At 71.4% G+C, this 25,803-nt stretch carries 25 protein-coding genes; 13 read left to right on the top strand and 12 right to left on the bottom strand.

All coding sequences use genetic code 11. From position 1 onward, the window contains the following. Positions 1-113 precede the first annotated feature (113 nt). A complete protein-coding gene (locus ACFYWS_RS10190; RefSeq protein WP_389272342.1) occupies positions 114-707 on the top strand; it encodes an RNA polymerase sigma factor in 594 nt (197 codons plus the stop codon). Then, on the top strand, positions 688-1,341 hold the full coding sequence (locus ACFYWS_RS10185; protein ID WP_389272339.1) for a hypothetical protein: 654 nt from the start codon (positions 688-690) through the stop codon (positions 1,339-1,341). Before ACFYWS_RS10190 ends, ACFYWS_RS10185 begins: the two co-directional genes overlap by 20 nt. Positions 1,342-1,370: 29 nt before the next feature. Here the strand turns inward: ACFYWS_RS10185 and ACFYWS_RS10180 are convergent, their stop codons facing one another. After that, complete coding sequence (locus ACFYWS_RS10180; protein WP_389272336.1) at positions 1,371-2,165, bottom strand: metal-dependent hydrolase; 795 nt, start codon at positions 2,163-2,165, stop codon at positions 1,371-1,373. A 52-nt stretch (positions 2,166-2,217) separates the two neighbouring features. Here ACFYWS_RS10180 and ACFYWS_RS10175 point away from each other — a divergent pair, with 52 nt between their 5' ends. Continuing rightward, on the top strand, positions 2,218-4,872 hold the full coding sequence (locus ACFYWS_RS10175) for a DUF3516 domain-containing protein (RefSeq protein ID WP_389272333.1): 2,655 nt from the start codon (positions 2,218-2,220) through the stop codon (positions 4,870-4,872). An 82-nt stretch (positions 4,873-4,954) separates the two neighbouring features. Further along, positions 4,955-5,827 (top strand): acyl-CoA thioesterase II, encoded by an 873-nt coding sequence (locus ACFYWS_RS10170; protein WP_266722381.1) that lies wholly within the window; start codon positions 4,955-4,957, stop codon positions 5,825-5,827. 24 nt (positions 5,828-5,851) lie between these two features. On the opposite strand, the gene ACFYWS_RS10165 is transcribed toward ACFYWS_RS10170, so the two are convergent. Together ACFYWS_RS10165 and ACFYWS_RS10160 are read right to left on the bottom strand one after the other, a co-directional pair. Next, entirely contained in the window at positions 5,852-6,715 is an 864-nt protein-coding gene (locus ACFYWS_RS10165) for a DUF6397 family protein (protein WP_389272330.1), read from the bottom strand. 154 nt (positions 6,716-6,869) lie between these two features. Next, a complete protein-coding gene (locus ACFYWS_RS10160) occupies positions 6,870-7,274 on the bottom strand; it encodes a roadblock/LC7 domain-containing protein (RefSeq protein ID WP_389272327.1) in 405 nt (134 codons plus the stop codon). 119 nt (positions 7,275-7,393) lie between these two features. Between ACFYWS_RS10160 and ACFYWS_RS10155 the strand changes: the two genes are divergently transcribed. Continuing rightward, a complete protein-coding gene (locus ACFYWS_RS10155; RefSeq protein ID WP_389272324.1) occupies positions 7,394-7,822 on the top strand; it encodes a PPOX class F420-dependent oxidoreductase in 429 nt (142 codons plus the stop codon). Positions 7,823-7,834: 12 nt separating this feature from the next. Here the strand turns inward: ACFYWS_RS10155 and ACFYWS_RS10150 are convergent, their stop codons facing one another. The 5 genes from ACFYWS_RS10150 to ACFYWS_RS10130 all read right to left on the bottom strand — a co-directional run bounded on the left by ACFYWS_RS10150 (position 7,835) and on the right by ACFYWS_RS10130 (position 12,644). Continuing rightward, complete coding sequence (locus tag ACFYWS_RS10150) at positions 7,835-8,443, bottom strand: ATP/GTP-binding protein (RefSeq protein WP_389272321.1); 609 nt, start codon at positions 8,441-8,443, stop codon at positions 7,835-7,837. Then, on the bottom strand, positions 8,424-8,819 hold the full coding sequence (locus tag ACFYWS_RS10145; RefSeq protein WP_389272318.1) for a DUF742 domain-containing protein: 396 nt from the start codon (positions 8,817-8,819) through the stop codon (positions 8,424-8,426). Before ACFYWS_RS10145 ends, ACFYWS_RS10150 begins: the two co-directional genes overlap by 20 nt. Positions 8,820-8,836: 17 nt before the next feature. Further along, positions 8,837-9,277 carry a roadblock/LC7 domain-containing protein gene (locus tag ACFYWS_RS10140; RefSeq protein ID WP_389272315.1) on the bottom strand — a complete coding sequence of 147 codons (441 nt, stop codon included), beginning with the start codon at positions 9,275-9,277 and terminating at the stop codon, positions 8,837-8,839. Then, on the bottom strand, positions 9,274-11,808 hold the full coding sequence (locus ACFYWS_RS10135; protein ID WP_389272312.1) for a nitrate- and nitrite sensing domain-containing protein: 2,535 nt from the start codon (positions 11,806-11,808) through the stop codon (positions 9,274-9,276). The genes ACFYWS_RS10140 and ACFYWS_RS10135 overlap by 4 nt, the downstream gene beginning before the upstream one ends. A 62-nt stretch (positions 11,809-11,870) precedes the next feature. Beyond that, positions 11,871-12,644 carry an MHYT domain-containing protein gene (locus ACFYWS_RS10130; RefSeq protein WP_389272310.1) on the bottom strand — a complete coding sequence of 258 codons (774 nt, stop codon included), beginning with the start codon at positions 12,642-12,644 and terminating at the stop codon, positions 11,871-11,873. 230 nt (positions 12,645-12,874) lie between these two features. Between ACFYWS_RS10130 and ACFYWS_RS10125 the strand changes: the two genes are divergently transcribed. From ACFYWS_RS10125 to ACFYWS_RS10115, 3 genes are all read left to right on the top strand, one after another. Next, complete coding sequence (locus ACFYWS_RS10125; protein WP_389272307.1) at positions 12,875-13,477, top strand: class I SAM-dependent methyltransferase; 603 nt, start codon at positions 12,875-12,877, stop codon at positions 13,475-13,477. Between the two features lie 99 nt (positions 13,478-13,576). Beyond that, on the top strand, positions 13,577-13,864 hold the full coding sequence (locus ACFYWS_RS10120; RefSeq protein WP_389272304.1) for a hypothetical protein: 288 nt from the start codon (positions 13,577-13,579) through the stop codon (positions 13,862-13,864). 180 nt (positions 13,865-14,044) lie between these two features. Beyond that, positions 14,045-14,884 carry a hypothetical protein gene (locus ACFYWS_RS10115; protein WP_389272302.1) on the top strand — a complete coding sequence of 280 codons (840 nt, stop codon included), beginning with the start codon at positions 14,045-14,047 and terminating at the stop codon, positions 14,882-14,884. Between the two features lie 60 nt (positions 14,885-14,944). Here ACFYWS_RS10115 and ACFYWS_RS10110 read toward each other — a convergent pair whose 3' ends face one another. Together ACFYWS_RS10110 and ACFYWS_RS10105 are read right to left on the bottom strand one after the other, a co-directional pair. Further along, positions 14,945-15,127: a hypothetical protein gene (locus ACFYWS_RS10110; RefSeq protein WP_385764163.1), complete on the bottom strand. Its 183-nt coding sequence runs from the start codon at positions 15,125-15,127 to the stop codon at positions 14,945-14,947. Between the two features lie 149 nt (positions 15,128-15,276). Next, entirely contained in the window at positions 15,277-16,332 is a 1,056-nt protein-coding gene (locus ACFYWS_RS10105; protein WP_389272298.1) for a fatty acid desaturase family protein, read from the bottom strand. Positions 16,333-16,674: 342 nt separating this feature from the next. Here ACFYWS_RS10105 and ACFYWS_RS10100 point away from each other — a divergent pair, with 342 nt between their 5' ends. After that, complete coding sequence (locus ACFYWS_RS10100; RefSeq protein WP_389272295.1) at positions 16,675-19,485, top strand: SNF2-related protein; 2,811 nt, start codon at positions 16,675-16,677, stop codon at positions 19,483-19,485. Further along, the gene (locus ACFYWS_RS10095; RefSeq protein WP_389272292.1) at positions 19,482-20,741 is read left to right on the top strand and encodes an SWF or SNF family helicase; all 1,260 of its coding nucleotides are present in this window, start codon (positions 19,482-19,484) and stop codon (positions 20,739-20,741) included. Before ACFYWS_RS10100 ends, ACFYWS_RS10095 begins: the two co-directional genes overlap by 4 nt. Positions 20,742-20,947: 206 nt before the next feature. On the opposite strand, the gene ACFYWS_RS10090 is transcribed toward ACFYWS_RS10095, so the two are convergent. Further along, the gene (locus ACFYWS_RS10090; protein WP_351331104.1) at positions 20,948-22,174 is read right to left on the bottom strand and encodes an acyl-CoA dehydrogenase family protein; all 1,227 of its coding nucleotides are present in this window, start codon (positions 22,172-22,174) and stop codon (positions 20,948-20,950) included. Positions 22,175-22,335: 161 nt separating this feature from the next. On the opposite strand from ACFYWS_RS10090, the gene ACFYWS_RS10085 reads away from it, so the two are divergent. Next, positions 22,336-22,989, top strand: coding sequence for a TetR family transcriptional regulator (locus ACFYWS_RS10085; RefSeq protein ID WP_389272289.1), 654 nt, complete (start codon positions 22,336-22,338; stop codon positions 22,987-22,989). 4 nt (positions 22,990-22,993) lie between these two features. On the opposite strand, the gene def is transcribed toward ACFYWS_RS10085, so the two are convergent. Further along, the gene (gene def, locus ACFYWS_RS10080; protein ID WP_389272286.1) at positions 22,994-23,548 is read right to left on the bottom strand and encodes a peptide deformylase; all 555 of its coding nucleotides are present in this window, start codon (positions 23,546-23,548) and stop codon (positions 22,994-22,996) included. A gap of 141 nt (positions 23,549-23,689) precedes the next feature. Here def and ACFYWS_RS10075 point away from each other — a divergent pair, with 141 nt between their 5' ends. Both ACFYWS_RS10075 and ACFYWS_RS10070 read left to right on the top strand, forming a co-directional pair. Further along, positions 23,690-24,928, top strand: coding sequence for a MurT ligase domain-containing protein (locus ACFYWS_RS10075; RefSeq protein WP_389272284.1), 1,239 nt, complete (start codon positions 23,690-23,692; stop codon positions 24,926-24,928). 36 nt (positions 24,929-24,964) lie between these two features. After that, positions 24,965-25,696 carry a type 1 glutamine amidotransferase gene (locus tag ACFYWS_RS10070; RefSeq protein ID WP_389272281.1) on the top strand — a complete coding sequence of 244 codons (732 nt, stop codon included), beginning with the start codon at positions 24,965-24,967 and terminating at the stop codon, positions 25,694-25,696. Positions 25,697-25,803 lie beyond the last annotated feature (107 nt).

The raw sequence follows: 25,803 nt of genomic DNA, 5'->3' as shown, positions 1-25,803 counted from the left end.
CCGTCCCTTCTCGCGGAGGTTGTACGAGCGGGAGACGCCGATGGATTGCGCCACCCGACGGAACACGGACGCTGCGTGCAATCCCTTCACCTCTTTCGTACGTATAAGGGGGCGTGGAACTGTTCTCGCGGGCGGATCGCGCCGACGACGCCTCGCTCGTCGCCGGTTTCGCCCTGGGCGACGAGCAGGCGGCCGTCGCCTTCGTACGCCGCTTCCAGGACGCGGTGTACGGCCTCGCGCTGTCGGTCACTCGCGACCCCGCTCTGGCCGAGGACGTGAGCCAGGAGGTGTTCGTCCGGGCCTGGCGGGCCGCGGGCAGCTACGACGCCCGCCGCGCCTCGGCCCTCACCTGGCTGCTGACGATCACGCGCAACGCCGCCATCGACGCCGTACGCGCCCGCAGGCCCGTACCGGTGCTGGCCGAGACGCTGGAGCGGCTGCTCGATGTGTCGCTGCAGAGCGAGAGCCCGGAGCGCCTGGCCCTGGTCTCGCTCGAGAGCGACCGTGCCGTCCGACGGCTGCGCGCCCTGCCGGTCGAGCAGGCTCGCGCGGTCGTGCTCGCGGTGCTCGGCGGGTGCACGGCGCAGGAGGTGGGCCGGCACGAGGACATTCCGCTCGGCACCGCCAAGACCCGGATCCGGACCGGCCTGCGGAGGCTGCGTGAGGCGTCGAAGGAGGAGAGCCGCGATGACACGCCACCCCGATGAGGACGAGCTGGTCGCCCTCGCCCTCGGCACGCACCCCGGTGGCCAGGACGAGCTGCTGCGCCACCTCTCCCTGTGCTCCAACTGCCGCTCCGCGTACGACGACCTGTCCGCGGCCGTCGACGGTGTGCTGCCCGCGGCTCCCGCGCTCGCCGCCCCGGCGGGGTTCGACGCACGGGTCCTGGAACGCCTCGACGTGCACCGGCCCGCGCGGCGCCGCGCGCTGCGGCGGCCGGCCCTGCTCGTCGTCGCGGCCGTGCTCGCCGGCGTGTGTGCGGGAGGCGCCGGCGCCACGGTCCTGGGGCAGCTCGGCCGGGGGGACCCGCCCGCCGTCACCGCGAGCGACCACGGTGCGGCGCTCGTCACCGGCTCCGGCACAGCGGTGGGAACGGTCGAGCCCAGCCGCGTCGGCGACCAGCGCGTGGTGGTCATGCAGATCGCGGACGGCGTCCCGGGCGGCTACTACACGTGCCGGCTCCAGCTGAAGGACGGCTCCGTCCGCGACGCCGGCCACTGGTGGCTGCCTGCGTCCGGCCAGGCCACCTGGATCGCCCCCGGAGCGGCCGGCTCGATCGACCGGGTCGACCTGGTGGACGACAGGGGCCGGGTCTGGTCGTCCGCGGACCTGGATGGCTGACGCCCGCCCATGGCGGGACCGTCCCTCGGTCAGATGAAGTTCAGCGCGGCCGCGCACCCCACGCCGCCGGCCAGCATGAACACCGGCATGAGGACCTTCAGCTCGATCCAGCTGCCGGCCCGGAACCGCATCAGCTTCGGCGGCCCGATCGGGTACCAGCGCTTGCGGCCGATCGGGATGGGCCACAGTATCGGGCAGCCCGAGACGGTGAGCGAGTCCCCGATGTCGTGCACCAGCGCGCCGAGCACGATCGGCAGGCCCAGCCACAGGTACTCCTGGCCGGGGTCCGGGAACAGCCAGTCCGAGCCGTTGCCGGGCTGGTCCAGGATGCCCGCGAGTATCCACGCGCTGGTCGCCGCCAGCAGCCACACGAGGATGTCGCTGCTGTGACCGCGGGCCGCCCGCCACAGCAGGCCCTCGATGGCGAGCACCATGTGCACGAAGAGGATCCCGAGGACCGTCCAGCGGCCGCCGGTGATCGCTGCGAACGACGTGCCCGCCCCGATCAGGACCGCCCACACCCACGTGTGGGTGAGCGTGCGGTGGCCGCCCGAACGCCGTGGGTCGCCCTGCTTCCGGGTGCTCTTGTAGGCGGCGTACGAGAGTTTGTCGACGATTTCGCAGAGCCCGCGGGAGATCGGGCCGAAGGCACCGGAGATGGTCGCCGACTTGTGGTCGAGGTCGGGGGCGAGCGCGGCGCCCGCGCAGATCAATGCTCCGACGAGGAGGACCGGCCATGGCATCGGGTACCCGGCTGCCGTTGTCGCCGCCCCCACCCCCAGCCAGGCCGCCGCTCCTGACAGCGAGTGTGCCGGTCCCATCATGGCTGTGTTCCGCCCCTGTTTCTGTTGTGCCGACCGCACGCGATGTGCCGACATGTCGCTTCTTGCTGCGCCGAGTTGCCCCGTGAGGGCCGCGCGCGTACTGACGCCCCGTCGGCGACCCAGCGTAACCTTCGTGATCTTCGCTCGGACATCCGATTGCCGGATCGAGCCGGAAGGCAGGCAAGATGGTTCCGTGACCCTTATCGATCAGCTCCCGAAGACCGCCGACCCGGACGCCCTCTATGACGCCTTCGAGTCGTGGGCCGGCGAGCGTGGGCTCACCCTCTATCCCCACCAGGAGGAGGCGCTGATCGAGGTGGTCTCGGGCGCGAACGTGATCGTTTCGACGCCCACGGGATCCGGCAAGTCCATGATCGCCGCCGGTGCGCACTTCGCCGCGCTGGCGCGTGACGAGGTCACGTTCTACACGGCGCCGATCAAGGCGCTGGTGTCCGAGAAGTTCTTCGAGCTGTGCAAGCTCTTCGGTACGGAGAACGTCGGCATGCTGACCGGCGACGCCTCCGTGAACGCGGACGCGCCCGTCATCTGCTGCACCGCCGAGGTCCTCGCGTCCATCGCGCTGCGCGACGGCGCGCAGGCCGACATCGGCCAGGTCGTGATGGACGAGTTCCACTTCTACGCGGAGGGGGACCGCGGCTGGGCCTGGCAGATTCCGCTGCTCGAGCTGCCGCAGGCGCAGTTCATCCTGATGTCGGCGACGCTCGGCGACGTCTCGATGTTCGAGGAGGACCTCACGCGCCGTACCGGCAGGACCACGTCGGTGGTCCGCTCGGCGACGCGCCCCGTCCCGCTCTCGTACGAGTACCGGCTCACGCCGCTCACGGAGACGCTGACGGAGCTCCTGGAGACGAAGCAGGCGCCTGTCTACATCGTGCACTTCACACAGGCGCAGGCCGTCGAGCGCGCGCAGGCGCTGATGAGCATCAACATGTGCACGCGCGCGGAGAAGGACCAGATCGCCGAGCTGATCGGCAACTTCCGGTTCACCACCAAGTTCGGCCGCAACCTGTCCCGTTACGTACGCCATGGCATCGGTGTGCACCATGCCGGCATGCTGCCGAAGTACCGCCGCCTCGTGGAAAAGCTCGCCCAGGCGGGCCTGTTGAAGGTCATCTGCGGCACCGACACCCTCGGCGTCGGCGTCAACGTGCCCATCCGTACGGTGCTGTTCACCGCCCTCACCAAGTACGACGGCACGCGCGTACGGACGCTGCGCGCTCGGGAGTTCCACCAGATCGCGGGCCGCGCGGGACGGGCCGGGTTCGACACGGCCGGCTTCGTTGTCGCGCAGGCGCCTGAGCACGTCATCGAGAACGAGAAGGCCCTCGCGAAGGCGGGTGACGACGCCAAGAAGCGCCGCAAGGTCGTCCGTAAGAAGGCTCCCGATGGCTTCATCGCCTGGACGGAGAGCACCTTCGAGAAGCTGATCGGCTCCGCTCCGGAACAGCTCACCTCGCGCTTCCGTGTCACGCACACGATGCTCCTGTCGATCATCGCGCGTCCGGGAAACGCCTTCGACGCGATGCGGCACCTCCTGGAGGACAACCACGAGCCGCGCAAGGCGCAGCTGCGGCACATCCGCCGGGCCATCGCGATCTACCGCTCGCTCCTGGACGGCGGCGTCGTCGAGAAGCTGGACACACCGGATCCGACCGGCCGCATCGTGCGCCTGACCGTCGACCTGCAGCAGGACTTCGCGCTCAACCAGCCGCTGTCGACGTTCGCCCTCGCCTCGTTCGACCTGCTCGACCAGGAGTCGCCCTCGTACGCCCTCGACATGGTGTCCGTCGTGGAGTCCACGCTCGACGACCCGCGGCAGATCCTGCACGCGCAGCAGAACAAGGCGCGCGGCGAGGCCGTGGCCCTGATGAAGGCGGACGGGGTCGAGTACGAGGACCGCATGGAGCGCCTCCAGGACATCTCCTACCCGAAGCCGATGGAGGAGCTGCTCTTCCACGCCTACGACACGTACCGGCAGAGCCACCCGTGGGTCGGCGATCACCCGCTGTCGCCGAAGTCCGTGATCCGCGACATGTTCGAACGGGCCATGACCTTCACGGAGTTCACCTCCCACTACGAACTCGCACGCACCGAGGGCATCGTCCTGCGCTACCTGGCGAGCGCCTACAAGACGCTCGACCACACGGTGCCCGACGACCTGAAGTCGGAGGACCTGGAGGACCTGATCGCCTGGCTCGGCGAGATGGTGCGCCAGGTCGACTCCAGCCTCCTGGACGAGTGGGAGCAGCTCGCCAACCCGGGTGAGATGACCGCCGAGGAGGCTCAGGAGAAGGCCGACCAGGTCAAGCCGGTCACGGCGAACGCGCGCGCCTTCCGGGTCCTCGTCCGCAACGCCATGTTCCGCCGCGTCGAACTCGCGGCACTCGACAATGTCGAGGAACTCGGCGAGATGGACGGCGACTCGGGCTGGGACGCGGACGCCTGGGGCGACGCGATGGACAAGTACTGGGACGAGTACGAGGACCTCGGCACAGGACCCGACGCGCGCGGCCCCAAGCTGCTCATGATCGAGGAGGATCCGGAGCACGGGCTGTGGAAGGTGCGCCAGACCTTCGCGGACCCGAACAGTGACCACGACTGGGGCGTCAGCGCCGAGGTCGACCTCGCGGCATCCGACACCGAGGGCCGTGCCGTCGTCCGGGTCACGGACGTCGGCCAGTTGTAAATCCAAGGACGGTCGGACGGTAGTTTCCGGCCGCGCCCCTGCGCCGGGCCCCTCCGGCCGCACACACGAGAGAGATCCACCCATGACGAATCCTGCGGAACGGCTCGTCGATCTGCTCGACCTGGAGCAGATCGAAGTCAACATCTTCCGCGGACTCAGCCCGGACGAGTCCCTCCAGCGCGTCTTCGGCGGGCAGGTCGCGGGGCAGGCCCTGGTGGCGGCGGGACGCACCACCGAGGGCGATCGCCCCGTGCACTCGCTGCACGCGTACTTCATTCGCCCCGGCCGCCCCGGCGTGCCGATCGTGTACCAGGTCGAGCGGATGCGCGACGGGCGCTCGTTCACCACGCGGCGCGTCACCGCCGTGCAGCAGGGTCGCACGATCTTCAATCTCACCGCCTCCTTCCACAAGCCCGAAGAGGGTGCCTTCGAGCACCAGTTGCCGCCGGCCCGGCAGGTACCGGACCCGGATTCGCTGCCGACGATCGCCGACGAGGTGCGGGGTCATCTGGGCGCGCTGCCCGACGCCCTGGAGCGGATGGCCCGCCGGCAGCCCTTCGACATCCGCTACGTCGACCGGCTGCGCTGGTCGCCCGAGGACATCGAGGCGGCCGAGCCGCGCAGCGCGGTGTGGATGCGCGCCGTGGGCCCCCTCGGTGACGATCCGCTCGTGCACACGTGCGCGCTCACCTACGCCAGCGATATGACTCTGCTCGACGCCGTGCGGCTGCCCGTCGAACCGCTGTGGGGTCCGCGCGGCTTCGACATGGCCTCGCTCGACCACGCCATGTGGTTCCACCGTCCCTTCCGTGCCGATGAGTGGTTCCTGTACGACCAGGAGTCGCCGATCGCGACGGGCGGCCGTGGTCTGGCCCGTGGCCGCATCTACGACACGGAGGGCCGTCTGCTGGTCTCCGTGGTCCAGGAGGGGCTGTTCCGCAAGCTCGAGGGCTGACCTGGCGCGGGGCCGCGCCGCGGTTCAGGCTCCTCTGCCGATGAGGCGGGACCACAGGCTCCGTGGCCGCACCTCTGGAGGTTCGGCCACGGGCTCCGGCGAGGCCTTCGGCAGCGCCGCCGCGGGCTCCAGGTGCCCGGCGGGCCGTGGTGCCGGGAGCCGCCTTCGGGCCTCCTCCAGGTTGAGCAGGAGAGTGCCGCGCAGCCAGCTGATCTCGTCCGGGTCGTCGGCGGTCAGGATGCGCTGGACGATCGCGGCGTTCGGCGACTCCGGTGCTCCGTACCAGAACTCGTCGGACCGCAGCCGTTGCAAGTGGGCCCTCTCGTAGGGGCTCGCGACGAGTTCCGCGAGCTGCGTCGGGTCCAGGAGCGTCGCGACGGCCGCCGCCCGTTCCCATGGGCCGTCGGCCTGCCCGAGCAGATATCCGGCGTGCCTGGCCCGCCAGTTCTTCGGCCGTAGATCCGCACCGGCCTGCAGCCTTGCGCGCACCCTGTCGGGCGCCCGCCCCGTCAACAGCGGCCCGTTGACCTCGGCCGCCGCGAACTCACGTAGTTCCTGGGCGAGGTACAGCCACACCACCGCGCGGTACCGGTTGACGTAGAACTTCGCGGGCGTCAGCATCCCGGCGCGGGCCAGCCTGGTGAAGCGGGTCGACGGGATGTCCATGAGCTCGGAGCCCTCTGTCGTGCCCACGACCCTGACCTGCGCGAGCAGCGTGTCCGGGAAGCCCTCGGCCTCACGGATGCGGTCGATCTCCTCGCGCGGAACGCGGCGTCGGCCGCCGCCCGGCGCCGGGACGGTACGGATGCGGCCCAGCCGGACGGCGAGGTCGAACTCGCCGCGTTTCAGCCCCAGTTCCTTCGCCGCGCTGCTCTGGGGCCTGGTCATGATGTCGCCTTGCACGATGGTTCTCCCCCGTCTGCGAATCAGACGCGGTCACTCTCCGTGACCACTTGAGAGAACCGTAGCCCGGATCACCCGGCCCCGTGCGGGCCTGTGGATAACCCTTCCGACTTCTGGATCGCCGCAGGTCACAGGTCTGCTAGCGGCCTCGCTCCGGTTTGCGCACGTCGACGGTGAGGTGTTCGCCGACCCGGTGCACCAGCAGCGTCATCTCGTACGCGACCTGCCCGATGTCGGCCTCGGCCGCGCTGAGCACGCACAAGCAGCTGCCCTCGCCCGCCGCGGTGACGAACAGCACCGCGTCGTCGAACTCGATCATTGTCTGGCGCACTCCGCCGGTGCCGAAGTACCGGCCGGATCCCTTGGCGAGGCTGTGCAGACCGGACGAGACCGCGGCGAGGTGCTCGGCGTCCTCGCGGGGCAGGCCCGTACTCGCGCCCGTCACCAGGCCGTCGTTGGACAGGACCAGAGCGTGCCGCACATGTTCGACGCGCTGCGTCAGGTCGTCCAGCAGCCAACCCAGTCCTTCGTACTGCTGCCCCATGATCCCCTGTCCCCGCTTCCCTGTGGCTCCCCGCCCCGGAGGGGATCCGCTCCCCTGCCCGGAGGATCTCACTCGCAAGCCTTCCCCACGGTGGACATCCGGGCAAGGAGGATGGGCGCATGGCACACAAGATGACCGATGAGCAATGGAAGGCCTTCGTCTCCGAGGGCACTCACACCGCCAAGTTGTCCACGGTGCGGGCCGACGGCAGCCCGCACATCGCGCCCGTCTGGTTCGTTGTCGACGGCGACGACATCGTGTTCAACACCGGCAAGGACACGGTCAAGGGCCGCAATCTGGCCCGGGACGATCGGGTCGCCCTGTGCATCGACGACGAGCGGCCCCCGTTCGCGTTCGTGTCGATCCAGGGCCGCGCCGAGCTCAGCGACGACCCGGACGAGCTGCTGGATTCGGCCACCAGGATCGGCGGCCGGTACATGGGCGCGGACCGCGCCGAGGAGTTCGGCCGGCGCAACGCGGTGCCGGGTGAACTCGTCGTCCGCGTACGGGTGGAGAAGGTCGTGGCGCTGGGCGACATGGCCGGCTGAAGGGCCCTGGCGTCAGCCCACGGAGTCGAGCAGCCGGGCGGAGTGCATGCGCCCGGCGTACTCGACCAGTCTGATCAGCACCTCCTTCCCCGAGTCACGGTCGCGCGCGTCGCACAGCACCACGGGGGTTCCGCGGTCGAGGTCCAGGGCACGGGCCACTTGGTGCGCCCCGAAGGCCTTGCTGTCCGCGAAGCAGTTCACCGCCACGACGAACGGAATGTGCCGGTGCTCGAAGTAGTCGACGGCGGGGAAGCAGTCCTCCAGCCGCCGGGTGTCCGCGAGGACCACGGCGCCGAGCGCGCCCTGCGAGAGCTCGTCCCACAGGAACCAGAAGCGGTCCTGGCCCGGCGTGCCGAACAGGTAGAGCGAAAGACCGGACCTGATGGTGATGCGGCCGAAGTCCATGGCGACGGTCGTGGTCGTCTTGCGTTCGACCGCCCCGGTGTCGTCCACGTGCTGGCCCGCTTCGCTCAGGCGTTCCTCGGTGCGCAGCGGCCTGATCTCGCTGACCGAGCCGACCAGGGTGGTCTTGCCCACCCCGAAACCGCCCGCGACCAGTATCTTCAGCGCGAGGGCGGGCGTGGGTCCTTCGGCCGTGATGTCAGAGTGCTCTGAGCCCATCGATGACTTCTCTCAGGATCTTCTCGTCAGGTAGCTGTGCGGGCGGCACCGGCCTGGTGACCTTCACGCAGGTCAGTTCGAGCAGGTCGCCGAGGAGCACACGGACCACGCCCAGGGGTACGTCGGTCCCTGCGGCCAGTTCAGCGACCGTCTGGGTCTCCGTGCGGCACAGTTCGATGATCGACCGGTGCTCGGGACCGAGGGCGGTGTCGTCGTGGGGACCCGGCGCCGCGGTGTCGAGCGACACCAGGGCGATCAGGTCGAAGTGCGCCCCCTGGGGCCCGGGCGCGGTCCGTCCACCGGTCATCGCGTAGGGGCGGACCAGGGGCCCGGCGTCTTGGTCGAACCACTGGCTGCCGGGGTCGTTGTCGTTCATGTCGCCGACCGTGCCCGTCAGCCCGCGGTGGGCGGCTGCCCGGCGGCTCTCGGGGCCGTGTAGAGGTGTTCGCCGACCCTCTTGACCAGGCGCGCCATCTCGTAGGCGACGAGCCCGATATCGGCGGTTCCGGTGCTCAGGACAGCGAGGCAGGAACCGTCGCCTGCGGCCGCTACGAAGAGGAAACCTTCATCCATCTCGACCATGGTCTGCCGCACCCCTCCCGTGCCGAAATGCCGCCCCGTTCCCTTGGCGAGGCTGTTGAAGCCGGAGGCGACGGCCGAGAGATGTTCGGCGTCCTCCCGGCGCAGGCCGCTGGAGGAGCCGACGGCAAGCCCGTCGTTGGAGAGGATCACGGCATGCCGCAGTCCGGGCACTCGAAGCACCAAGTCGTCGAGGAGCCAGTCGAGTTCGCCGGAACCGTGGGCCGTCCCCGTAATGCTCGGTTCCTTGATCATGCGGGATCTCCTTCATGGGTGTCGGGGCCGGGCGGGCGGCCACCGCCTCTGGCCCAGCCGTCCCGGAAGGAGGCCATCCGGGACCGGACCTGTTCGGGGGTGCGCTCGTCCGGTGCGGGTACGCGCGCGGGGGGCGTCGGTTCGGCCGGCCGCTCGCGCAGTTGGGGCGCGAGGCTGGCCTGGCGTACGCGGCGTGGAAGGCCGTCGGGGGGTGGGGCCGTGTCGTCATCGGGATGCTCGGGGTGATCGGGCTGTTCGGGGAGCGCGGGCTCCGGCGACGTGCGCAGGCGCAGCGCGGTGACACCCGGCGGGTGCCGGGGGCTCTCGGTCTCCGACGAGGAGGCGAGCGCCGGGCGGGGCGCCGGCGCCGGCACGGGGTTGCTGTCGTTCATCGGCGCTGCTTCGGGCTCGGGCACGCGCGCGTAGCGGCGCTCTTCCTGGGACAGTTGGTGTGCGTCACGGGCACTCGGCCCGACCTCGCGGTCCTTGTGCAGCATGGGAGTGGGCAGCAGGACGACGGCGGTGGTGCCCCCGTACGGGGACGTACGCAGGTGCACCTTGATGTCGTGGCGTTTGGCGAGCCTGCTGACCACGAAGAGGCCGAGCTGGTCACTGTCGAACAGGTCGAGGGCTTCCGAGTGTCCGATGCGCTGGTTGGCCTCGGCGAGGCTCTCCTTGCCCATGCCGAGGCCGCGGTCCTCGATCTCGATCGCGTACCCGTTGCCGACGGGCTCGCCGCTGATGCGCACCTTCGTGTGCGGGGGTGAGAACTGGGCGGCGTTCTCGACGAGTTCGGCCACCAGGTGGGTGAGGTCCGCGACGGCCGCGCCGGACACCTGGGCGGCGGAGAGATGGCGCACCTCCACGCGCGCGTAGTCCTCGATCTCGGAGACCGCGGCCCGCACGACGTTCGTCAGCGGGACGGGCTGGCGCCAGGCGCGGCCCGGCGCGGCTCCGGACAGGATGATCAGGCTCTCCGCGTGGCGGCGCATCCGTGTCGTGAGGTGGTCGAGCCGGAACAGGTCACCGAGTTCGCTCGGGTCGTCGGCGCGGCGCTCCATGCTGTCCAGGAGGCCGAGTTGGCGGTGGACGAGGACCTGGCTGCGGCGGGCGAGGTTGACGAAGACCCCGGAGATGCCGCTGGCGAGTTCGGCGCGCTCCACGGCGGCGTACAGGGCCGCGCGGTGCACGGTGGTGAGCGCCTCGGACACCTGGCCCGTCTCGTCCTCCGCGGGCGGGCCCTGGGGTGCTTCGGCCGCCACGTCGATCTCCTCTCCGGCCCGCAACCTGCGCATGGTGTCGGGCAGTTTGCGGCGGGCGATCTCCAACGCGGTGTTGCGCAGGCTGACCAGTTCGACGACGAGGCCGCGGCCGATGCGCACGGAGATCACCAGCGAGGCAGCCACGGCGACGAGTCCGAGCAGGACGGCTGCTCCCGCCGGGGTGAGCAGTCCGCGGGTGAGCGGGTCGGCGCGGACCGCGGCGCCGCGTGCGGCGTCCGTCTCGATGGTGCGCAATCGGTCCTGCACGGTCGCGTACGCCGTGTTCCAGGAGCCGGCGGACGCGGCGGCGAGCGCCTTCCCGCCCGGTTCCGCGATGAGGGTGCGGTCCTCGACGGCACGCACGTCGCTGTAGGCGCGGCTTGCGGCCAGGCGCTTCCAGGCGGCTCGTTCGGGCCCGCGCAGGTCGCTCGCGGCCGTGCCCATCAGGTTCCCGCGGGTCTCCACCGCCCCGGTGAACAGCCGCAGCCGCTCGCCGTCCAGGGAGCCGGCCAGGCGCGCACCGATGAGCACCGTGTTCTCGCGGGCGAGCATCTCGCCGGAGCGGCCGAACTCCAGGAGCACGCGCGCGTCGGAGCCGAGTTCGGAGTCCTGGATGCCGGTGAGCGAGCCGCTGACCGCGAAGGCGCTGTCGACGGTCCTCGTGTACTGCCCGTATGTGTCGTCCCAGCCGGTGCGTCGCTCCTGTACGGCCTTGCGCACACTTCGTAGGTGCTCGACGTTGCCGACGAACGACTCCAGTCGGCCGGCCACCGCGCGCGGGAGGTCGGCTCCGTCGGCGACGGTGCCGTCCTTGCCGATGCGCAGGGCGGAGACGGCGCGGTCGGTGAGTGCGGCGCGCCTTGTGAGGTTGTCGCCGCGGGCGGCGGTGGGCTCGGTGGCGTAGGAGACGGCCGCGGTGCGTTCGGCCTGCAAGGCGGCCACGGCCGCGCCCACGGGCGTGCGCACCGTCTCGTCGACCCGCTGCAACTGCCGCAGCCGTGCGACGTCCTGGGCGGTGCTCACGGTGGCGAAGGCCCACAGGGCGAGCAGCGAGACGACGGGCACCATCAGGAGGCAGATGATTTTCGCGCGGACCGTACGCGGACGCAGATTCATGGCTCCCCCGCGCACGGGGGGCGCCCTGCGGGGCTCCGGCTCCACCGGGGCGCGTTCGTCGGCAGGGAGCCCGGCGTGCGCACGCCGTCCGCGCGCGGGGGCCGAACTCTCGTGCACAGGGCCGGAGCTGGGGGTTCTGCGGGGCGGGCGCATGGCCTCCTCGATCGGGGTCGGGGCACCTTCGCGCTCCTGGTGCCGGGCCGGTGGCGGTGCGGTCAGGGGGTCTGGTGCTCCAGCGGGCGCTGCGCCGACGTGGAGGCCTCCCGTTCGTCCGCGGTCGGGGACAGTGCGACGAACGCCGAGGTCAGGAAGAGGTAGGAACCGAGCCCCACGGCCAGCGGGAAGATGAACTGCATCGCCGTGGCCCCGGCGAGTTCCGCCGTGGAGGGGGCCACCCGCACGCTCACCGCCATCATCCCGGTGTAGTGCATGCTGCTCACCGCGCCGCCCATGACGAGGGAGGCGACCGCGACGGCGCCCGGCGACTTGATGTTGAGGCCGGCCCACAGCGCGGCGGTCGCCGCGACGACGGCGATCACCACGGAGAGGACGACCAGCAACAGGTCATAACTGACCTGCCCGTGCAGGCGCAGGGCGGCCATTCCCAGGTAGTGCATGCTGGCCACGCCGATGCCCGTGGTGAGTCCGCCCAGGGCCAGCGCGCGCCCGCGCTCGCGCTGATGGCCGACGGCGAAGACGCCGACACCGACGACGGTCACCGCGACGACGAGGCTGAGGATGGTCAGCGGAACGTTGTACCGGATCTCGGTGCCGGTGACGGTGAACCCCAGCATCGCCACGAAGTGCATGGTCCAGATGCCGGTGCCGAGGGCGGAGGCCGCGGTGAGCAGCCAGTTGCGCCGTGCGCTTCCGGTGGTGTTCAGGGCGCGCACGGTGCAGCGCAGTCCGAGCGCGGCGCCGATGCAGGCCATCGCGTACGACAGCACGGGGGTAAGCCAACCGAAGGCGGCGTGGTCCAGGTGTCCCATGGGTCAGGGACGGTATGCCGCTGGGGGCGTACAGCAGGGGCGCAGTTCGAAAGGTTTTGGAATACGGAGGAGATACGGTTCGGAACGGTCGCCGGAGAGTCGAACATGCGCACCGCACGTGCATGCGATGTCTTCGACGGAGAAGGGGACCTTTCGACCCCGTGTCCCCCACTCGTGTCACAGGACGCGCCTGGGCGCCGCTGTCACTGCGCTGCGCAATCATGGAGCGCATGAGCGATGACGCCACGCGTGTGCAGGAGTTCTTCACGGCCAGGGCCGCCGACTGGGACACCCGTTTCCCCGACGACGGCCCGGCCTACGCGTCCGCCGTGACCGCGTTGGGGCTGCGCCCCGGTAGCCGTGTGCTCGACGCCGGCTGTGGCACGGGGCGGGCGCTGTCGCCGCTGCGCGCGGCCGTGGGGCCTTCCGGGGTGGTCCTGGGCGCCGACCTGACAGCGGCCATGCTGGAGCGGGCTGTACGGGCGGGCAGGGACGCCGAAGGGCGGTTGCTGCTCACGGACGTGGCCCGGCTTCCGCTGCGTACGGGCGTGCTGGACGCGGTGTTCGGGGCCGGACTCATCTCGCACTTGCCGCAACCGTCCGGGAATCTGCGCGAGTTGGCGCGCGTAGTGCGCCCCGGCGGGCTGCTCGCGCTGTTCCACCCCATCGGCCGGGCCGCCCTCGCCGCACGCCACGGCCGCACGCTCACGCCGGACGACCTGCGCGCCGAGCCCAACCTGCGCCCGCTGCTCGCCGCCGCCGGCTGGCGCATGACCTCGTACGCCGACGAGGACGAGCGCTTCCTGGCCCTCGCGGTGCGGGAGGAGAACTGAGCCGCGCCGCGTGGGATCCGCTCCGCGGCCGGGTCTGCCACCATGGCCGCAACTGCGCGACACACGTTGGCGGTTACGGGCAGGGGGACGGTGGCGTCCATGATCGATCGAGTCCGCAAGGCCTGGAGGACGTGGCGCGAGGACGGCGGCACGCCGAGCAGGAAAGAGCGTGCGCACAATCTCTTCGAGGCGGCTGCCGCCTACGTAGTGGCGGGTGTCGAGGACGATCAGGAGCGTGCTGACGAGGCGGCTACCTGGGTCGAGCCGAGCGCGCTGGCCTTCGGGGTCAACGAGCTCGCCTGCAGGGCCGTCGTCGCCCTCGCGCGCGAGCGCGACGAGCCGCCACGGACTGTCGCCCGCGCCCTTCTTGGACTGCCCGCCGGTTGACCGCACACACGCCCCGGGCGCACATCATGAGCACATCACGTCGACATTATGTTCACGGCGGGGCTACAGGAGCTGAACTGCCGCTGATTTTCCTGGTCATCGACCATGGACCCCCCTGTACGACGCCATCGGGCACTGGCTAAGGTCTCGCCGGTGGAACGAAGTTCAGGGGAGGCTGGCGTGGCCGGAGTGGACGAAGCAGCGGTCGAAGGGGACGACGCGCTGTACGTACTGACGGCGGTGTTGCTGACACCTGCGAAGTTCCCGAGCGTGCTCGGCGACGACTACCCGGAGGCCTGCGCGGCGCTGGGGCTTGAGCCGCTGGCCGAGGGATACGGCCTGGTGCTCGGCCAGGACGGAGAGGGTGCCCGCTGGACCGTCGTGGTCGACGATGTGTCGCTGGTCGCCGTCGCCATCGCGTCGTGGGACTGCGGCATGGAGTACGAGCTCTCGCCCGACGAGAACAGCATGGTCGCCGCGCTGCCGGGCTGGCCGCTCGCGCTCGCCGTGGCGGCCCCCGGCGTCCCGGCGCCGCACGATCCCGAGCCCGACCCCGAGTACGCCGACACGGCGCCGCTGACGCCGCCCGACACGGAGACGTGGGGCCCGGCCCAACGGCGCCTGGGAGCCGACGAGATAGCGCTTCAGTGGGCCGTGTGGCGGGAACAGCTCGACGACTCCCAGTTCGCCGCGGAGGAGGACGCCGAGGCGCCTCAGGAGGGCGACGCCGCGGAGGACGGGCCGAGCGGAACGCCAACGGGCATCCGGCGGGTCCTCTCGGAGGCGCGCGGGTACGTGGACGCGCCGCCGCCCCTGGGCCGCGTGCGCTCCGCGTTCGCCTCCGGCGACGCCCGGACGCTGCGCGCCGACGGGCCGGGCTGGTCGATGGTCGCGCGAACCGACGACATCGCCTTCGTACTCCTCGACGACGAGCCGGGCGAAGTGCTGCCGGTCGGCCGCGGCCGGGAACTGCCGAGCCTGCTCGAAGCACTCGACAAGATGGCCGTACGCCCTACGTGAACCGCCGAAGCCGCACGGGGCGTTCGCGCCCCGCGCGGCTCCGACCGTCGCGATGTCCCCTCAGCGCCCCAGCTCCTTGCGCGAGACGCGGCGCAGCCTGCGCCGCTGCGAGGGGTCGAGCATCAGGTACGCGGCGGCGGGCGCACCCAGCACGATGAGCAGGGCCGCCCACCAGGGCAGCCAGATCAGCAGGATGATGCCGGCCGCCACACCTCCCGCGGCGATCTTCGCGTTCTTCGACATGTGTGTGGCCTCCTTCGGGGCGGCCCGCCCTCGCCTGAGTGGAGCGGACCCGCCTCTGCTGTGAGAAACGGGCCCATGTCGCCCGCAGTTCCGTAGACCGACCCTGAGACATCCCTGATTCCGTGCCCCCGCACCCGGCCGGGATGCCGTCAGATGTCGACCCGCAGCGGCTCTCCCACTTCATACATGTGGCGCAGCGCCTGGCGGTAGGAGTCGACGAGCCCTGTCTCCACGAAGGGGATGCCGAGCCCGCGGCAGTGGTCCTTCACCAGGGGCTGGGCGAGGCGCAGGTGGGGGCGGGGCATGCTCGGGAACAGGTGGTGCTCGATCTGGTAGTTGAGGCCGCCGAGGAACCAGTCGGTCAGCAGGCCGCCCTTGATGTTGCGCGAGGTGAGGACCTGGCGGCGCAGGTGGCCCCACTTGTCGCCGTCCGGGTCCGGCATCTCCATGCCCTTGTGGTTGGGGGCGAACGCCATGCCCAGGTGCAGCCCGAACAGGGCCTGGTGGATGGCCGCGAAGGCGAGCGCGTGGCCGAGCGGCATGGTGGTGAGGAGCAGGGTGACGTAGCCGGCCACGTGCGCGACCAGGAACGCGCCCTCCACGAGGCGTTCGCGGCCGCTCTGGCGGCGCAGGTCCTGGAATCCGGAGATCTTCAGGGCGAGGCCCTCGAGCAGGGTGAGCGGGAAGAAGAGCCAGGCCTGGTGGCGGGTGAGCCAGCCGCGGAACCCCGCGCGCGTGGCGGCCTGCTTGCTGGTGAAGACGAGTACGTCGGCGGCGACGTCGGGGTCCTTCTCGATGTGGTTCGGGTTGGCGTGGTGCCGGTTGTGCTTGTCGTTCCACCAGGAGTAGCTCATGCCGAGCAGCAGATTGCCGTGGACGAGGCCGATCAGCCGGCTCACCGACCGGTTCCCGGTGATCTGGGCGTGGCCCGCGTCGTGCCCGATGAAGGCGGTGCGCGCACACAGCGCCGCGAGGACCGGCGCGAGGGCGAGCACCCACCACGAGCCGCCGAGGAGGGCCATGCCCGTGACGACGGCGCCGAGGCAGAGGGCGTTGACCAGGATGGTGCGCACGTACCAGCCGGTGCGCCGCTCCAGCAGCCCCTGCCCCTTGATGGCGCGCAGCAGTGGCGTGAACTCGCTTCCCCCTTCGGGGGAGGCCGGCCTGGTGGCGGGTTCCGGCAGGGTTCCGACGGCCGAGGGCATGGCGGTCTCCGGTCTGTGGTGGGTGAGGTCGACGCGGCGGGCTACGCGTCGCCCGACCACTAGGAACCTATGGATCACGGGCCTTGATCGGCCATGGCGCCACCACCCGAGTACCGCCTGGGTTGACCCCACCTCAAGAGGGGGGTAAGCCCCACCCTTAAGGGTCGAGTGATTCAGATCACGACACATGGAGGCGCGTCCGGCTGATCCAGAGGTGTACCCTCGGCGCCTCCAGGGTGAGTAGTCAAGTTTGATGAATACGAGGACGTCGCCATCTCCGAGCACACCCACACCGCTCCGCCCACCCCGTCCGAGACCACCGAACTCGCGCGCTGCGGCGCCGTGTTCCACCCCGCCGACCCGGCCCGCACGTCGACCGTGTCCTTCTGGCGACCCGAAGGCGGCGAACCGCCGCTGCCGGACGCGGGCACCCGCACCGAGCTGCGCCTCGCGCTGCCCGGCGAGGACGCCGTGGAGCCGGTGAGCGTACCGGCCGTCACCCTGCCCGTGCGCGCCGCGCTGCCGGTGCTCACCCGCGCGCGTAGCACCGCGGACGCCGACCCGACGGTGACGTTCTGGGGCGCGGCCGGCTTCCTGGCGCTCCAACTCGTCGCCCGTGGCCTGCTGTTGCCGGGGGTGAGCGCCGAAGGCCACGACGCGTGGCGCGCCGGCCCACTGGGCGCCGACGACCTCGACCGGGTCAGGGAGCTGGCTGCCGCGATGCCGCCCGAGGCGCACGCCGTGCCCCTGGACGGGACCGAACCGCCGCGCCTGCACGCCCCTGAGCGGCTGCTGCGCGCGTTCCTGGACGCGGTGGCCGACGCCCTGCCGCGCTCCCCTGCCGCCGCGCACGCCGCCGGTGGACCCGCGTTCGCGGCGCGGGAGCCGCAGCGGGTGCCCGAGCTGCGCCCCTGGGCGGCGGATGTCGCGGCGGGGCTCGACGCGGGCGTGCGGATCTCGCTGCGCGTGGAGGTCCCTGGACTCGATCAGCTCGAACAGCTCGCGGACGACGAGGCCCGCGTCCCGTTCCGCGCGGTGCTTCAACTGCACAGCGTCAGCGATCCCACCCTGGTCGCGGATGCGGCACAGGTGTGGGCCGCATCCGGCGCCGCGGGGCGGGCCTTCGGCGACCGCGCCCGTATGGACGCGTTGTTGGCGCTGCGCCGCGCCACGCGCGCGTGGACTCCGCTCGCGCCGCTGCTCTCCGCAACCGTGCCGGACGCCGTGGAACTGGCCGACGAGGAGGTCACGGAGCTGCTCGGTGAGGGCGCGCGGGCGCTGTCCGCGGCCGGTGTCGAGGTGCACTGGCCCAAGGAGCTGGCCCGCAAGCTGACGGCCCGTGCCGTGATCGGCCCGGCCGAGGGCGGGGACCCTGACGGACTGTCCTCCGACGGACCGTCCTTCCTGTCCGCCGACGCCCTGCTGACGTTCGACTGGCGCTTCGCCCTCGGCGACCAGGAGTTGAGCCGCGCGGAGCTGGACGTGCTCGCCGAGGCGAACCGTCCCGTCGTACGGCTGCGGGACCAGTGGGTGCTGATCGACCCCGTGGAGGCCCGCCGCGCGCGCTCCCACCAGGACCGCAAGGTCACCCCTGTCGACGCGCTGAGCGCCGTCCTCACGGGCTCGACGGAGGTCGAGGGCCGCCGGGTCGACGTGCGGCCGACGGGCTGGCTCACGGCCCTGCGGGACCGCCTCGCCGACCCCGAGGGCATGACGCCGGTCGGCCAACCGGCCGCGCTCGAAGCCGACTTGCGCGACTACCAGCTGCGCGGGCTCAACTGGCTCGCCCACATGACATCGCTGGGCCTCGGCGCCTGCCTCGCCGACGACATGGGCCTGGGCAAGACGATCACACTGATCGCGCTGCACCTGCACCGCCAGAGTTCCCCGGAGAGCGCGGGACCCACGCTCGTGGTCTGCCCGACGTCCCTGATGGGCAACTGGCAGCGCGAGATCGAGAAGTTCGCGCCCGGCACCCCCGTACGCCGCTTCCACGGCGGGCGGCGCTCCCTGGAGAACCTCGCCGACGGCGAGTTCGTGCTCACCACCTACGGCACGATGCGCCTCGACGCCGCCCAACTCGGCACCGCGGCCTGGGGAATGCTCGTCGCCGACGAGGCCCAGCACGTGAAGAACCCCTACTCGGCGACGGCCAAGGAGCTGCGCACCATCGGCGCACGCGCGCGCGTGGCGCTCACCGGCACCCCGGTCGAGAACAACCTCTCCGAGCTGTGGGCCCTGCTCGACTGGACGACGCCCGGCCTCCTGGGCCGCCTCGGCGCCTTCCGCACGCGCTACGCCCAGGCGATCGAGGGCGGCAAGGACCCGGCGGCCGCGGAGCGTCTGGCCAAGCTCGTCGGGCCCTTCTTGTTGCGTCGGCGCAAGTCGGACCCCGGCATCGCGCCGGAACTGCCGCCCAAGACCGAGACGGATCGCGCGGTGTCCCTCACCGCCGAACAGGCGGGCCTCTACGAGGCCGTGGTGCGGGAGACGCTCGCGGAGATCTCCGGGGCGGCCGGATTCGAGCGGCGCGGTCTGATCGTCAAGCTCCTCACCGGTCTCAAGCAGATCTGCAACCACCCGGCGCAGTACCTCAAGGAGGACAGGCCGCGCATCACCGGCCGCTCCGGAAAGCTGGAACTCCTCGACGAGCTCCTGGACACGATCCTGTCCGAGGACGCCGGTGTGCTCGTCTTCACGCAGTACGTGCAGATGGCCCGCCTCGTGGAACGGCATCTGGCGGCGCGTGGCGTCCCGGTGATGTTCCTCCACGGAGGCACCCCGGTCGCGGAGCGCGAGGCGATGGTGGAGCGCTTCCAGCGGGGCGAAGTACCCGTCTTCCTGCTCTCGTTGAAGGCCGCGGGCACGGGACTCAACCTCACGCGCGCGGAGCACGTCGTGCACTACGACCGCTGGTGGAACCCGGCCGTGGAGGCGCAGGCCACCGACCGCGCGTACCGCATCGGGCAGACCAGGCCGGTGCAGGTGCACCGGCTGATCGCCGAGGGCACGATCGAGGACCGCATCGCGGAGATGCTCCTGCGTAAGCAGGAGTTGGCGGACGCGGTGCTCGGCTCCGGTGAGGCGGCGCTGACCGAACTCACCGACGCGGAACTGGCGGATCTGGTCGAGTTGCGAGGGGGCACCCGATGAGCCACAGCGAAGACGACATGCGCACGTTCGCGGCGCTGCCGCCCGCGCAGGGGCGGGCCTTTGCCCGGACCTGGTGGGGACAGGCCTGGTTGAAGGCTCTGGAGGACACCGCGCTCGACACCGCGCAGCTGAAGGCGGGGCGCCGACTCGCGCGCGCGGGAGCGGTGGGCGCGGTGTCGGTCCTGCCGGGGCGCATCACCGCGGTGGTGGAGGACCGCGGCGGCGCCACCCACCGCTCAGACGTGCTGCTGCAGTGCCTGAACGAGGACGAGTGGGACGCCTTCCTGACGATGGCGGCCGAGCGGGCCGGGCACATCGCGGCGCTCCTGGACCGCGACATGCCGCCGCATCTGGTGGAGGACGCGTCGGCCTCAGGTGTGGAACTCCTGCCGGGGATCGGCGACTTGGAGCCGCGCTGCGACTGCGACGCCTGGGACCACTGCGCGCACACGGCGGCGCTGAGCTATCAGCTCGCCCGCCTGCTGGACCAGGATCCGTTCGTGCTGCTCCTGTTGCGCGGGCGCGGCGAGCGCGCGCTGCTCGACGAGCTTCAGGTGCGCAGCACCGCGCGCACCGAACCGCAAGCGCCGCGCGAGGGCCGAGAGGCCGAGGCCGAGGGCGTGGACGCGGCCGAGGCGTACGCGTCGGCGATCGTGCTGCCGCCGCTGCCGGGTCCGCCGCCGCTGCCCGAAGAACCGGGCCTGCCGCCGTCGCTCGACACGGAGACGCCGCCGCCCGCGGGCACGGACGTCGCCGCGCTCGGCTTCCTCGGCGCGCGGGCGGCGGCCGAGGCGCACAGGCTGCTGACGGAGGCGTTGTCCCCCGGGCACGAACAGCGCCCTGCCCCGCCGGAGTTGACCGTGCCGCAGGACGCCGTACGTCTGGCCGCCGCGTCGCCCGAACAGCACATCCGGGCACGGCTCGCCGAGGTCGACGGCCGCGGCCGGGAGGGCCTGACGCTCGCCGTGCACGCCTGGGAGTACGGGGGCGCCGCCGCGCTCGACGTACTGGACGAGGAGTGGGCCCCGGACGGGGAAGTCCTGGCACGCGCGCGTGCCGCGCTCGACGCGGCCTGGGACGACGACGAGCGCCCCGTGCTCAAGGCCGCTCGCGGCCGCTGGAGCACCGCCGACGGGCAGGCCCAGTTGCGGCTCGGCCGGGACGGGCGCTGGTGGCCGTACCGCAAGCAGCGCGGCCGCTGGGCCCCGGCCGGTCCCGCGGCGTCCGACCCCGCCTCGGCGCTAGGGCCCTTCTGACGGATCGGGCTGGATACGGACGGCGTTCACGGGCCGGTGCCGACAAGCGGGGCCTGGTGCGTGCAGCTGCAAGGCAGAGGAGGGCGTCAACGCGGAGCGTTGGCAACCGACGACAACGCCGAGGGGGTCCCCCCTGCCAGCAAGATCCGTCAGAAGGGCCCTAGCTGGCGCGCTCGGCTCCGCCGACGAGGACGGGTAGGGACCCGCTAGCGGATCGGCATGCCCGAGAGGGTGCGGGCGATGACCAGGCGCTGGATCTCACTCGTACCCTCGAAGATCGTGTAGATCGCGGCGTCGCGGTGCATGCGCTCCACGGGGTACTCGCGCGTGAAGCCATTGCCGCCGAGGATCTGGACCGCCTGGGCGCTGACCTTCTTGGCGGTCTCGCTCGCGAACAGCTTGGACATGGAGCCTTCGGCGTTCTCGAACTTCTTGCCCGTGGACGCCATCCAGGAGGCACGCCACACCAGGAGGCGCGCGGCGTCGATCTGGGTGCGCATGTCGGCGAGCTGGAAGGCCACGCCCTGGTTGTCGATGATCGGGCGGCCGAACTGCTCGCGCGTCTTCGCGTACTCCAGGGCCTCCTCGTAGGCGGCGCGGGCCGTGCCGACCGCCATGGCGCCGACGGCGGGACGCGAGGCCTCGAAGGTGGCCATCGCGGCGTTCTTCACGCGCTCGCCGCCCTTCTTGGCCTTCTCGCGGGAGCGGGCGAGGCGCTCGTCGAGCTTGTCCTTGCCGCCGAGCAGGCAGGAGCCGGGCACCCGGACGTTCTCCAGGACGACCTCGGCGGTGTGCGAGGCGCGGATGCCGTGCTTCTTGAACTTCTGGCCCTGGGACAGGCCGGGGGTGTTCGGCGGCACGATGAAGGAGGCGTGCCCCTTGGAGCCGAGCTCCGCGTCCACGGAAGCGACCACTACGTGGACGTTGGCGATGCCGCCGTTCGTCGCCCACGTCTTGGTGCCGTTGAGGACCCACTCGTCCTTGGCCTCGTCGTAGACGGCACGCGTGCGCATGGCGGCGACGTCGGATCCCGCGTCGGGCTCGGACGAGCAGAAGGCGGCCACCTTCACGTCGTTCACGTCGCCGTACATCTGCGGGATCCAGGTGCCGATCTGCTCCTCGGTGCCGTTGGCGAGGACGCCCACCGCGGCGAGGCCCGTGCCGACGATGGACAGGCCGATGCCCGCGTCGCCCCAGAACAGCTCCTCCATGGCCATCGGGATGCCGAGGCCCGAAGGGTCGAAGAACTGCTGCGCGTAGAAGTCCAGGGAGTAGATTCCGAGCTTGGCCGCTTCCTGGATGACCGGCCAAGGGGTCTCCTCGCGCTCGTCCCATTCGGCGGCCGCGGGGCGGATCACGTCGGCGGCGAAGCCGTGCAGCCAGTCACGCACTTCCTTCTGCTCGTCGTTGAGATCCATGGTGAACTCGGCCATAACCCCTCCAGGGCGCACGCAATACTGTGTTACTTAAGGTAACCCGAGTCTGTTACTGACGAGTAGCACCTGTCAACCTCCGAGTACGCGTTCGATACCGGATGGCCGTCGGGTGTTACCTTTCGCGAGCATCAGGCAATCGCAGGGGGCGGGGAGTGCTCATGGAGACCACACAGCGGACCGATCAGCGCGCGGACCAGCAGTCCGCCGCCGAGCGTCGGCGGCGCGAGCTGCTGGAGGCCGCGGACCGCGTGGTGCTCCGGGACGGCCCCGGCGCCTCGATGAACGCGATCGCGGCGGAGGCCGGGATCACCAAGCCGATCCTGTACCGGCACTTCGGCGACAAGGGCGGCCTCTACGCCGCGCTCGCCATTCGCCACACGGACGCGCTGCTCGCCTCGCTGCGGGCCGCGCTGGACGCGCCCGCGGAGCGGCGTGAGCGCGTCGAGGCGACGCTCGACACCTACCTCGCCGCGATCGAGGCCCGCCCCCAGGTCTACCGCTTCCTGATGCATCCGTCGGAGGGCTCCCCCGCCGAATCAGGGTTCGACGTCGGACAGCACTCGGCGCCTGTGCTGCGCCGCATGGGCGAGGAGCTGGCCGAGGTCATCGAGGAGCGCGTGGACCTCGGCCCCGGCAGCCAGCAGCTCGCGCGCGTGTGGGGACACGGGATCGTCGGCATGATGCACGCCGCGGGCGACTGGTGGCTCGGTGACCGTCCGTGCGAGCGCGCCGAGTTGGTGCGCGGCCTCGCCGACCTGCTGTGGGGGCGGCTCGCCGCGGCGGGCGACAAGGTGGGCGGCCCCGGCTTCTGACGCCTCAGGATGGCACGGAACCCGACGCCCACGACGCCTTCGCCGCCTGGCGCAGCACCTTCCTGCGCCGCCACCCGGTGACCCGCTCCGTGTACGTACGCCCCTCCAGGTGGTCGCACTCGTGCTGGAGGCAACGGGCGAACCAGCCCGTGCCGTGGATCACCACAGGTGCGCCGTCGACGTCGAACCCCTCCACGCGCGCGTGGTCGAAGCGGGGCGTGCCCGCCTCCAGGCCGGGGAGCGACAGGCAGCCCTCGGGGCCGCGGATCACCTCACCGTCGGCCTCGACCAGGCGCGGGTTGACGACGTGGCCGACGTGGCGCACATCGTCGTCATCCTCACAGTCGAAGACGAAGACCCGCATTCCCTCGCCGACCTGGTTCGCGGCGAGACCCACACCTTGCGCCGCGTACATCGTGGCGAACATGTCCTCGACCAGGCGCGCGAGAGCCGGGCCGAAGTCCGTGACCTGCGCGCAGGATTGGTGCAGCACGGTTTCACCGAGCAGGGTCAGGGGTCGTACGCGCCCTGAGGCGCCCGGGATCGAGCCGTGTCGCATGCCGGTAAGGGTACGGTCCTGTGCGCACCACGAAGCGCTGGTGGTGCCGCTGTTCGGGCTTGTCAGAGGATCTCGATAGGCTGAGCCCATTAACGATGCCGGGGGCAGGCGCGGCGCCGTACGCAAGGAGGACCCAGGAAGATGGCAGGCAACTCGGAGCCGATGACTCCGCGCGCCAAGCTGGCCGTGACGGCCGGCCGGGCCGCGGCCGCGGTGTCGCGGGCGGCGGGCCGCGGCAGCGGATCAGTGATCGGTGGCAAGGTCGCGCTGCGGCTCGACCCCGAGCTGCTCGCGCGGGTCGCCCAGCACCTGGACGTGGTGCTCGTCTCGGCCACGAACGGCAAGACGACGACCACCAGACTGCTCGCGGAGGCCCTGCGCGCCAGCGGCCCCGTCGTCTCGAACGCGCTGGGGGCAAACATGCCCGCGGGCATCACCTCCGCGCTGGCCGGCGGCGGCGAGGCCAAGTACGGCGTGATCGAGGTCGACGAGAAGTACCTGGCCGGTGTCGCCCGCGACACCGAACCGAAGGCGATCGCGCTGCTCAACCTCTCGCGCGACCAGCTGGACCGCGCCGGTGAGACCCGCATGCTCGCCGAGAAGTGGCGCGAGGGCCTGTCCGGTTCGAAGGCCGTCGTGATCGCGAACGCGGACGACCCGCTGATCGTCTGGGCCGCCTCCTCCTCGCCGAACGTGGTGTGGGTCGCCGCGGGTCAGGAATGGAAGGACGACGCCTGGTCCTGCCCGGCGTGCGGCGGCGTGATGCAGCGCCCCGGTGACGACTGGTTCTGCGGCGAATGCGGCTTCCGCCGCCCGATCGCGAGCTGGGCGCTCCAGGGCGACCACGTCATCGACCCGCACGGCTCCGCCTGGCCGATCAACCTCCAGCTGCCGGGCCGCGCCAACAAGGCGAACGCGGCGACGTCCGCGGCCGTGGCCGCCTGCTTCGGGGTGCCCCCGCAGGTCGCCCTGGAGCGCATGTACCAGGTGCAGGCGGTGGCGGGGCGCTACGACGTCGTGCAGTTCCAGGAGCGCGAGCTGCGGCTGCTGCTCGCCAAGAACCCGGCGGGCTGGCTCGAAACGTTCACTCTGATCGACCCGCCGCCGACGCCGGTGATCCTCTCGGTGAACGCGCGGGGGGCCGACGGCACCGACACCTCCTGGCTGTGGGACGTCGACTACACGCGCCTGGCCGGGCACCCGATCTGCGTGATCGGCGACCGCCGGCTCGACCTCGCGGTCCGCCTCGAGGTCGCCGGCCTGGACTTCCGGGTCTGCGACTCGCTCGACGAGGCGGTGCAGATGTCGCCCCAGGGGCGGATCGAGCTGATCGCCAACTACACCGCGTTCCAGGACGTCCGCCGCCGTGTGGGCAACTGAGCCCGCCGCCACGAGGACCAGCGAAGGATCATGAGCATGAGTGACAACAGCCTGCGTCTCGTGTGGGTCTACCCCGACCTCCTGAGCACCTACGGCGACCAGGGCAACGCCCTGGTGGTGGAGCGCCGCGCCCAGCAGCGCCGCCTCCAGGTCGAGCGCTACGACGTGCGCAGCGACCAGGCGGTGCCGACCTCCGGCGACATCTACCTCATCGGCGGCGGCGAGGACCGTCCGCAGCGCCTCGCCGCGGAGCGGCTGCGCCGCGACGGCGGACTGCAGCGCGCGGTGGCCAACGGCGCGATCGTCTTCTCCGTGTGCGCCGGCTACCAGATCCTCGGCCACGAGTTCGTGAACGACCTCGGTGAGCGCGAGCCCGGTCTCGGCCTGCTCGACGTCGTCTCGACGCGCGGCGAGGGCGAGCGCTGTGTCGGTGACGTACTGGGTGACATCGACCCGGAGTTGGGCCTCCCGGAGCTGACCGGCTTCGAGAACCACCAGGGCGTCACGCACCTCGGCCCCACGGCGCGAGCCTTCGCCCGCACCCGGATCGGCAAGGGCAACGGCACGGGGGACGGCACCGAAGGCGCCTTCAACGACACCGTTTTCGGCACGTACATGCACGGGCCCGTGCTCGCGCGCAATCCGCAGATCGCCGACCTGCTGATCAAGCTGGCGCTGGACGTGAACGCGCTGCCGCCGGTGAACGACCACTGGTACGAGGAGCTCCGCGGCGAGCGCATCGCGGCGGCCACGACGCAGCCCGCCTGACCTCTCGAAAGGGCCCCGCAAAGGGCCCTTTAGGGCACCCTCGCGCCCATGTGAGCAGGCCGGTCCACCAGTCGGACGCCCCGTGCGGACGGCCCCCCGGACGCCGA

Origin of the sequence: Streptomyces sp. NPDC002795 (assembly GCF_042888725.1) — a bacterium.
Taxonomy (GTDB): domain Bacteria; phylum Actinomycetota; class Actinomycetes; order Streptomycetales; family Streptomycetaceae; genus Streptomyces.
The sequence above is the reverse complement of the archived record's forward strand: the minus strand, read 5'-3'. Positions and strand labels throughout refer to the sequence as shown.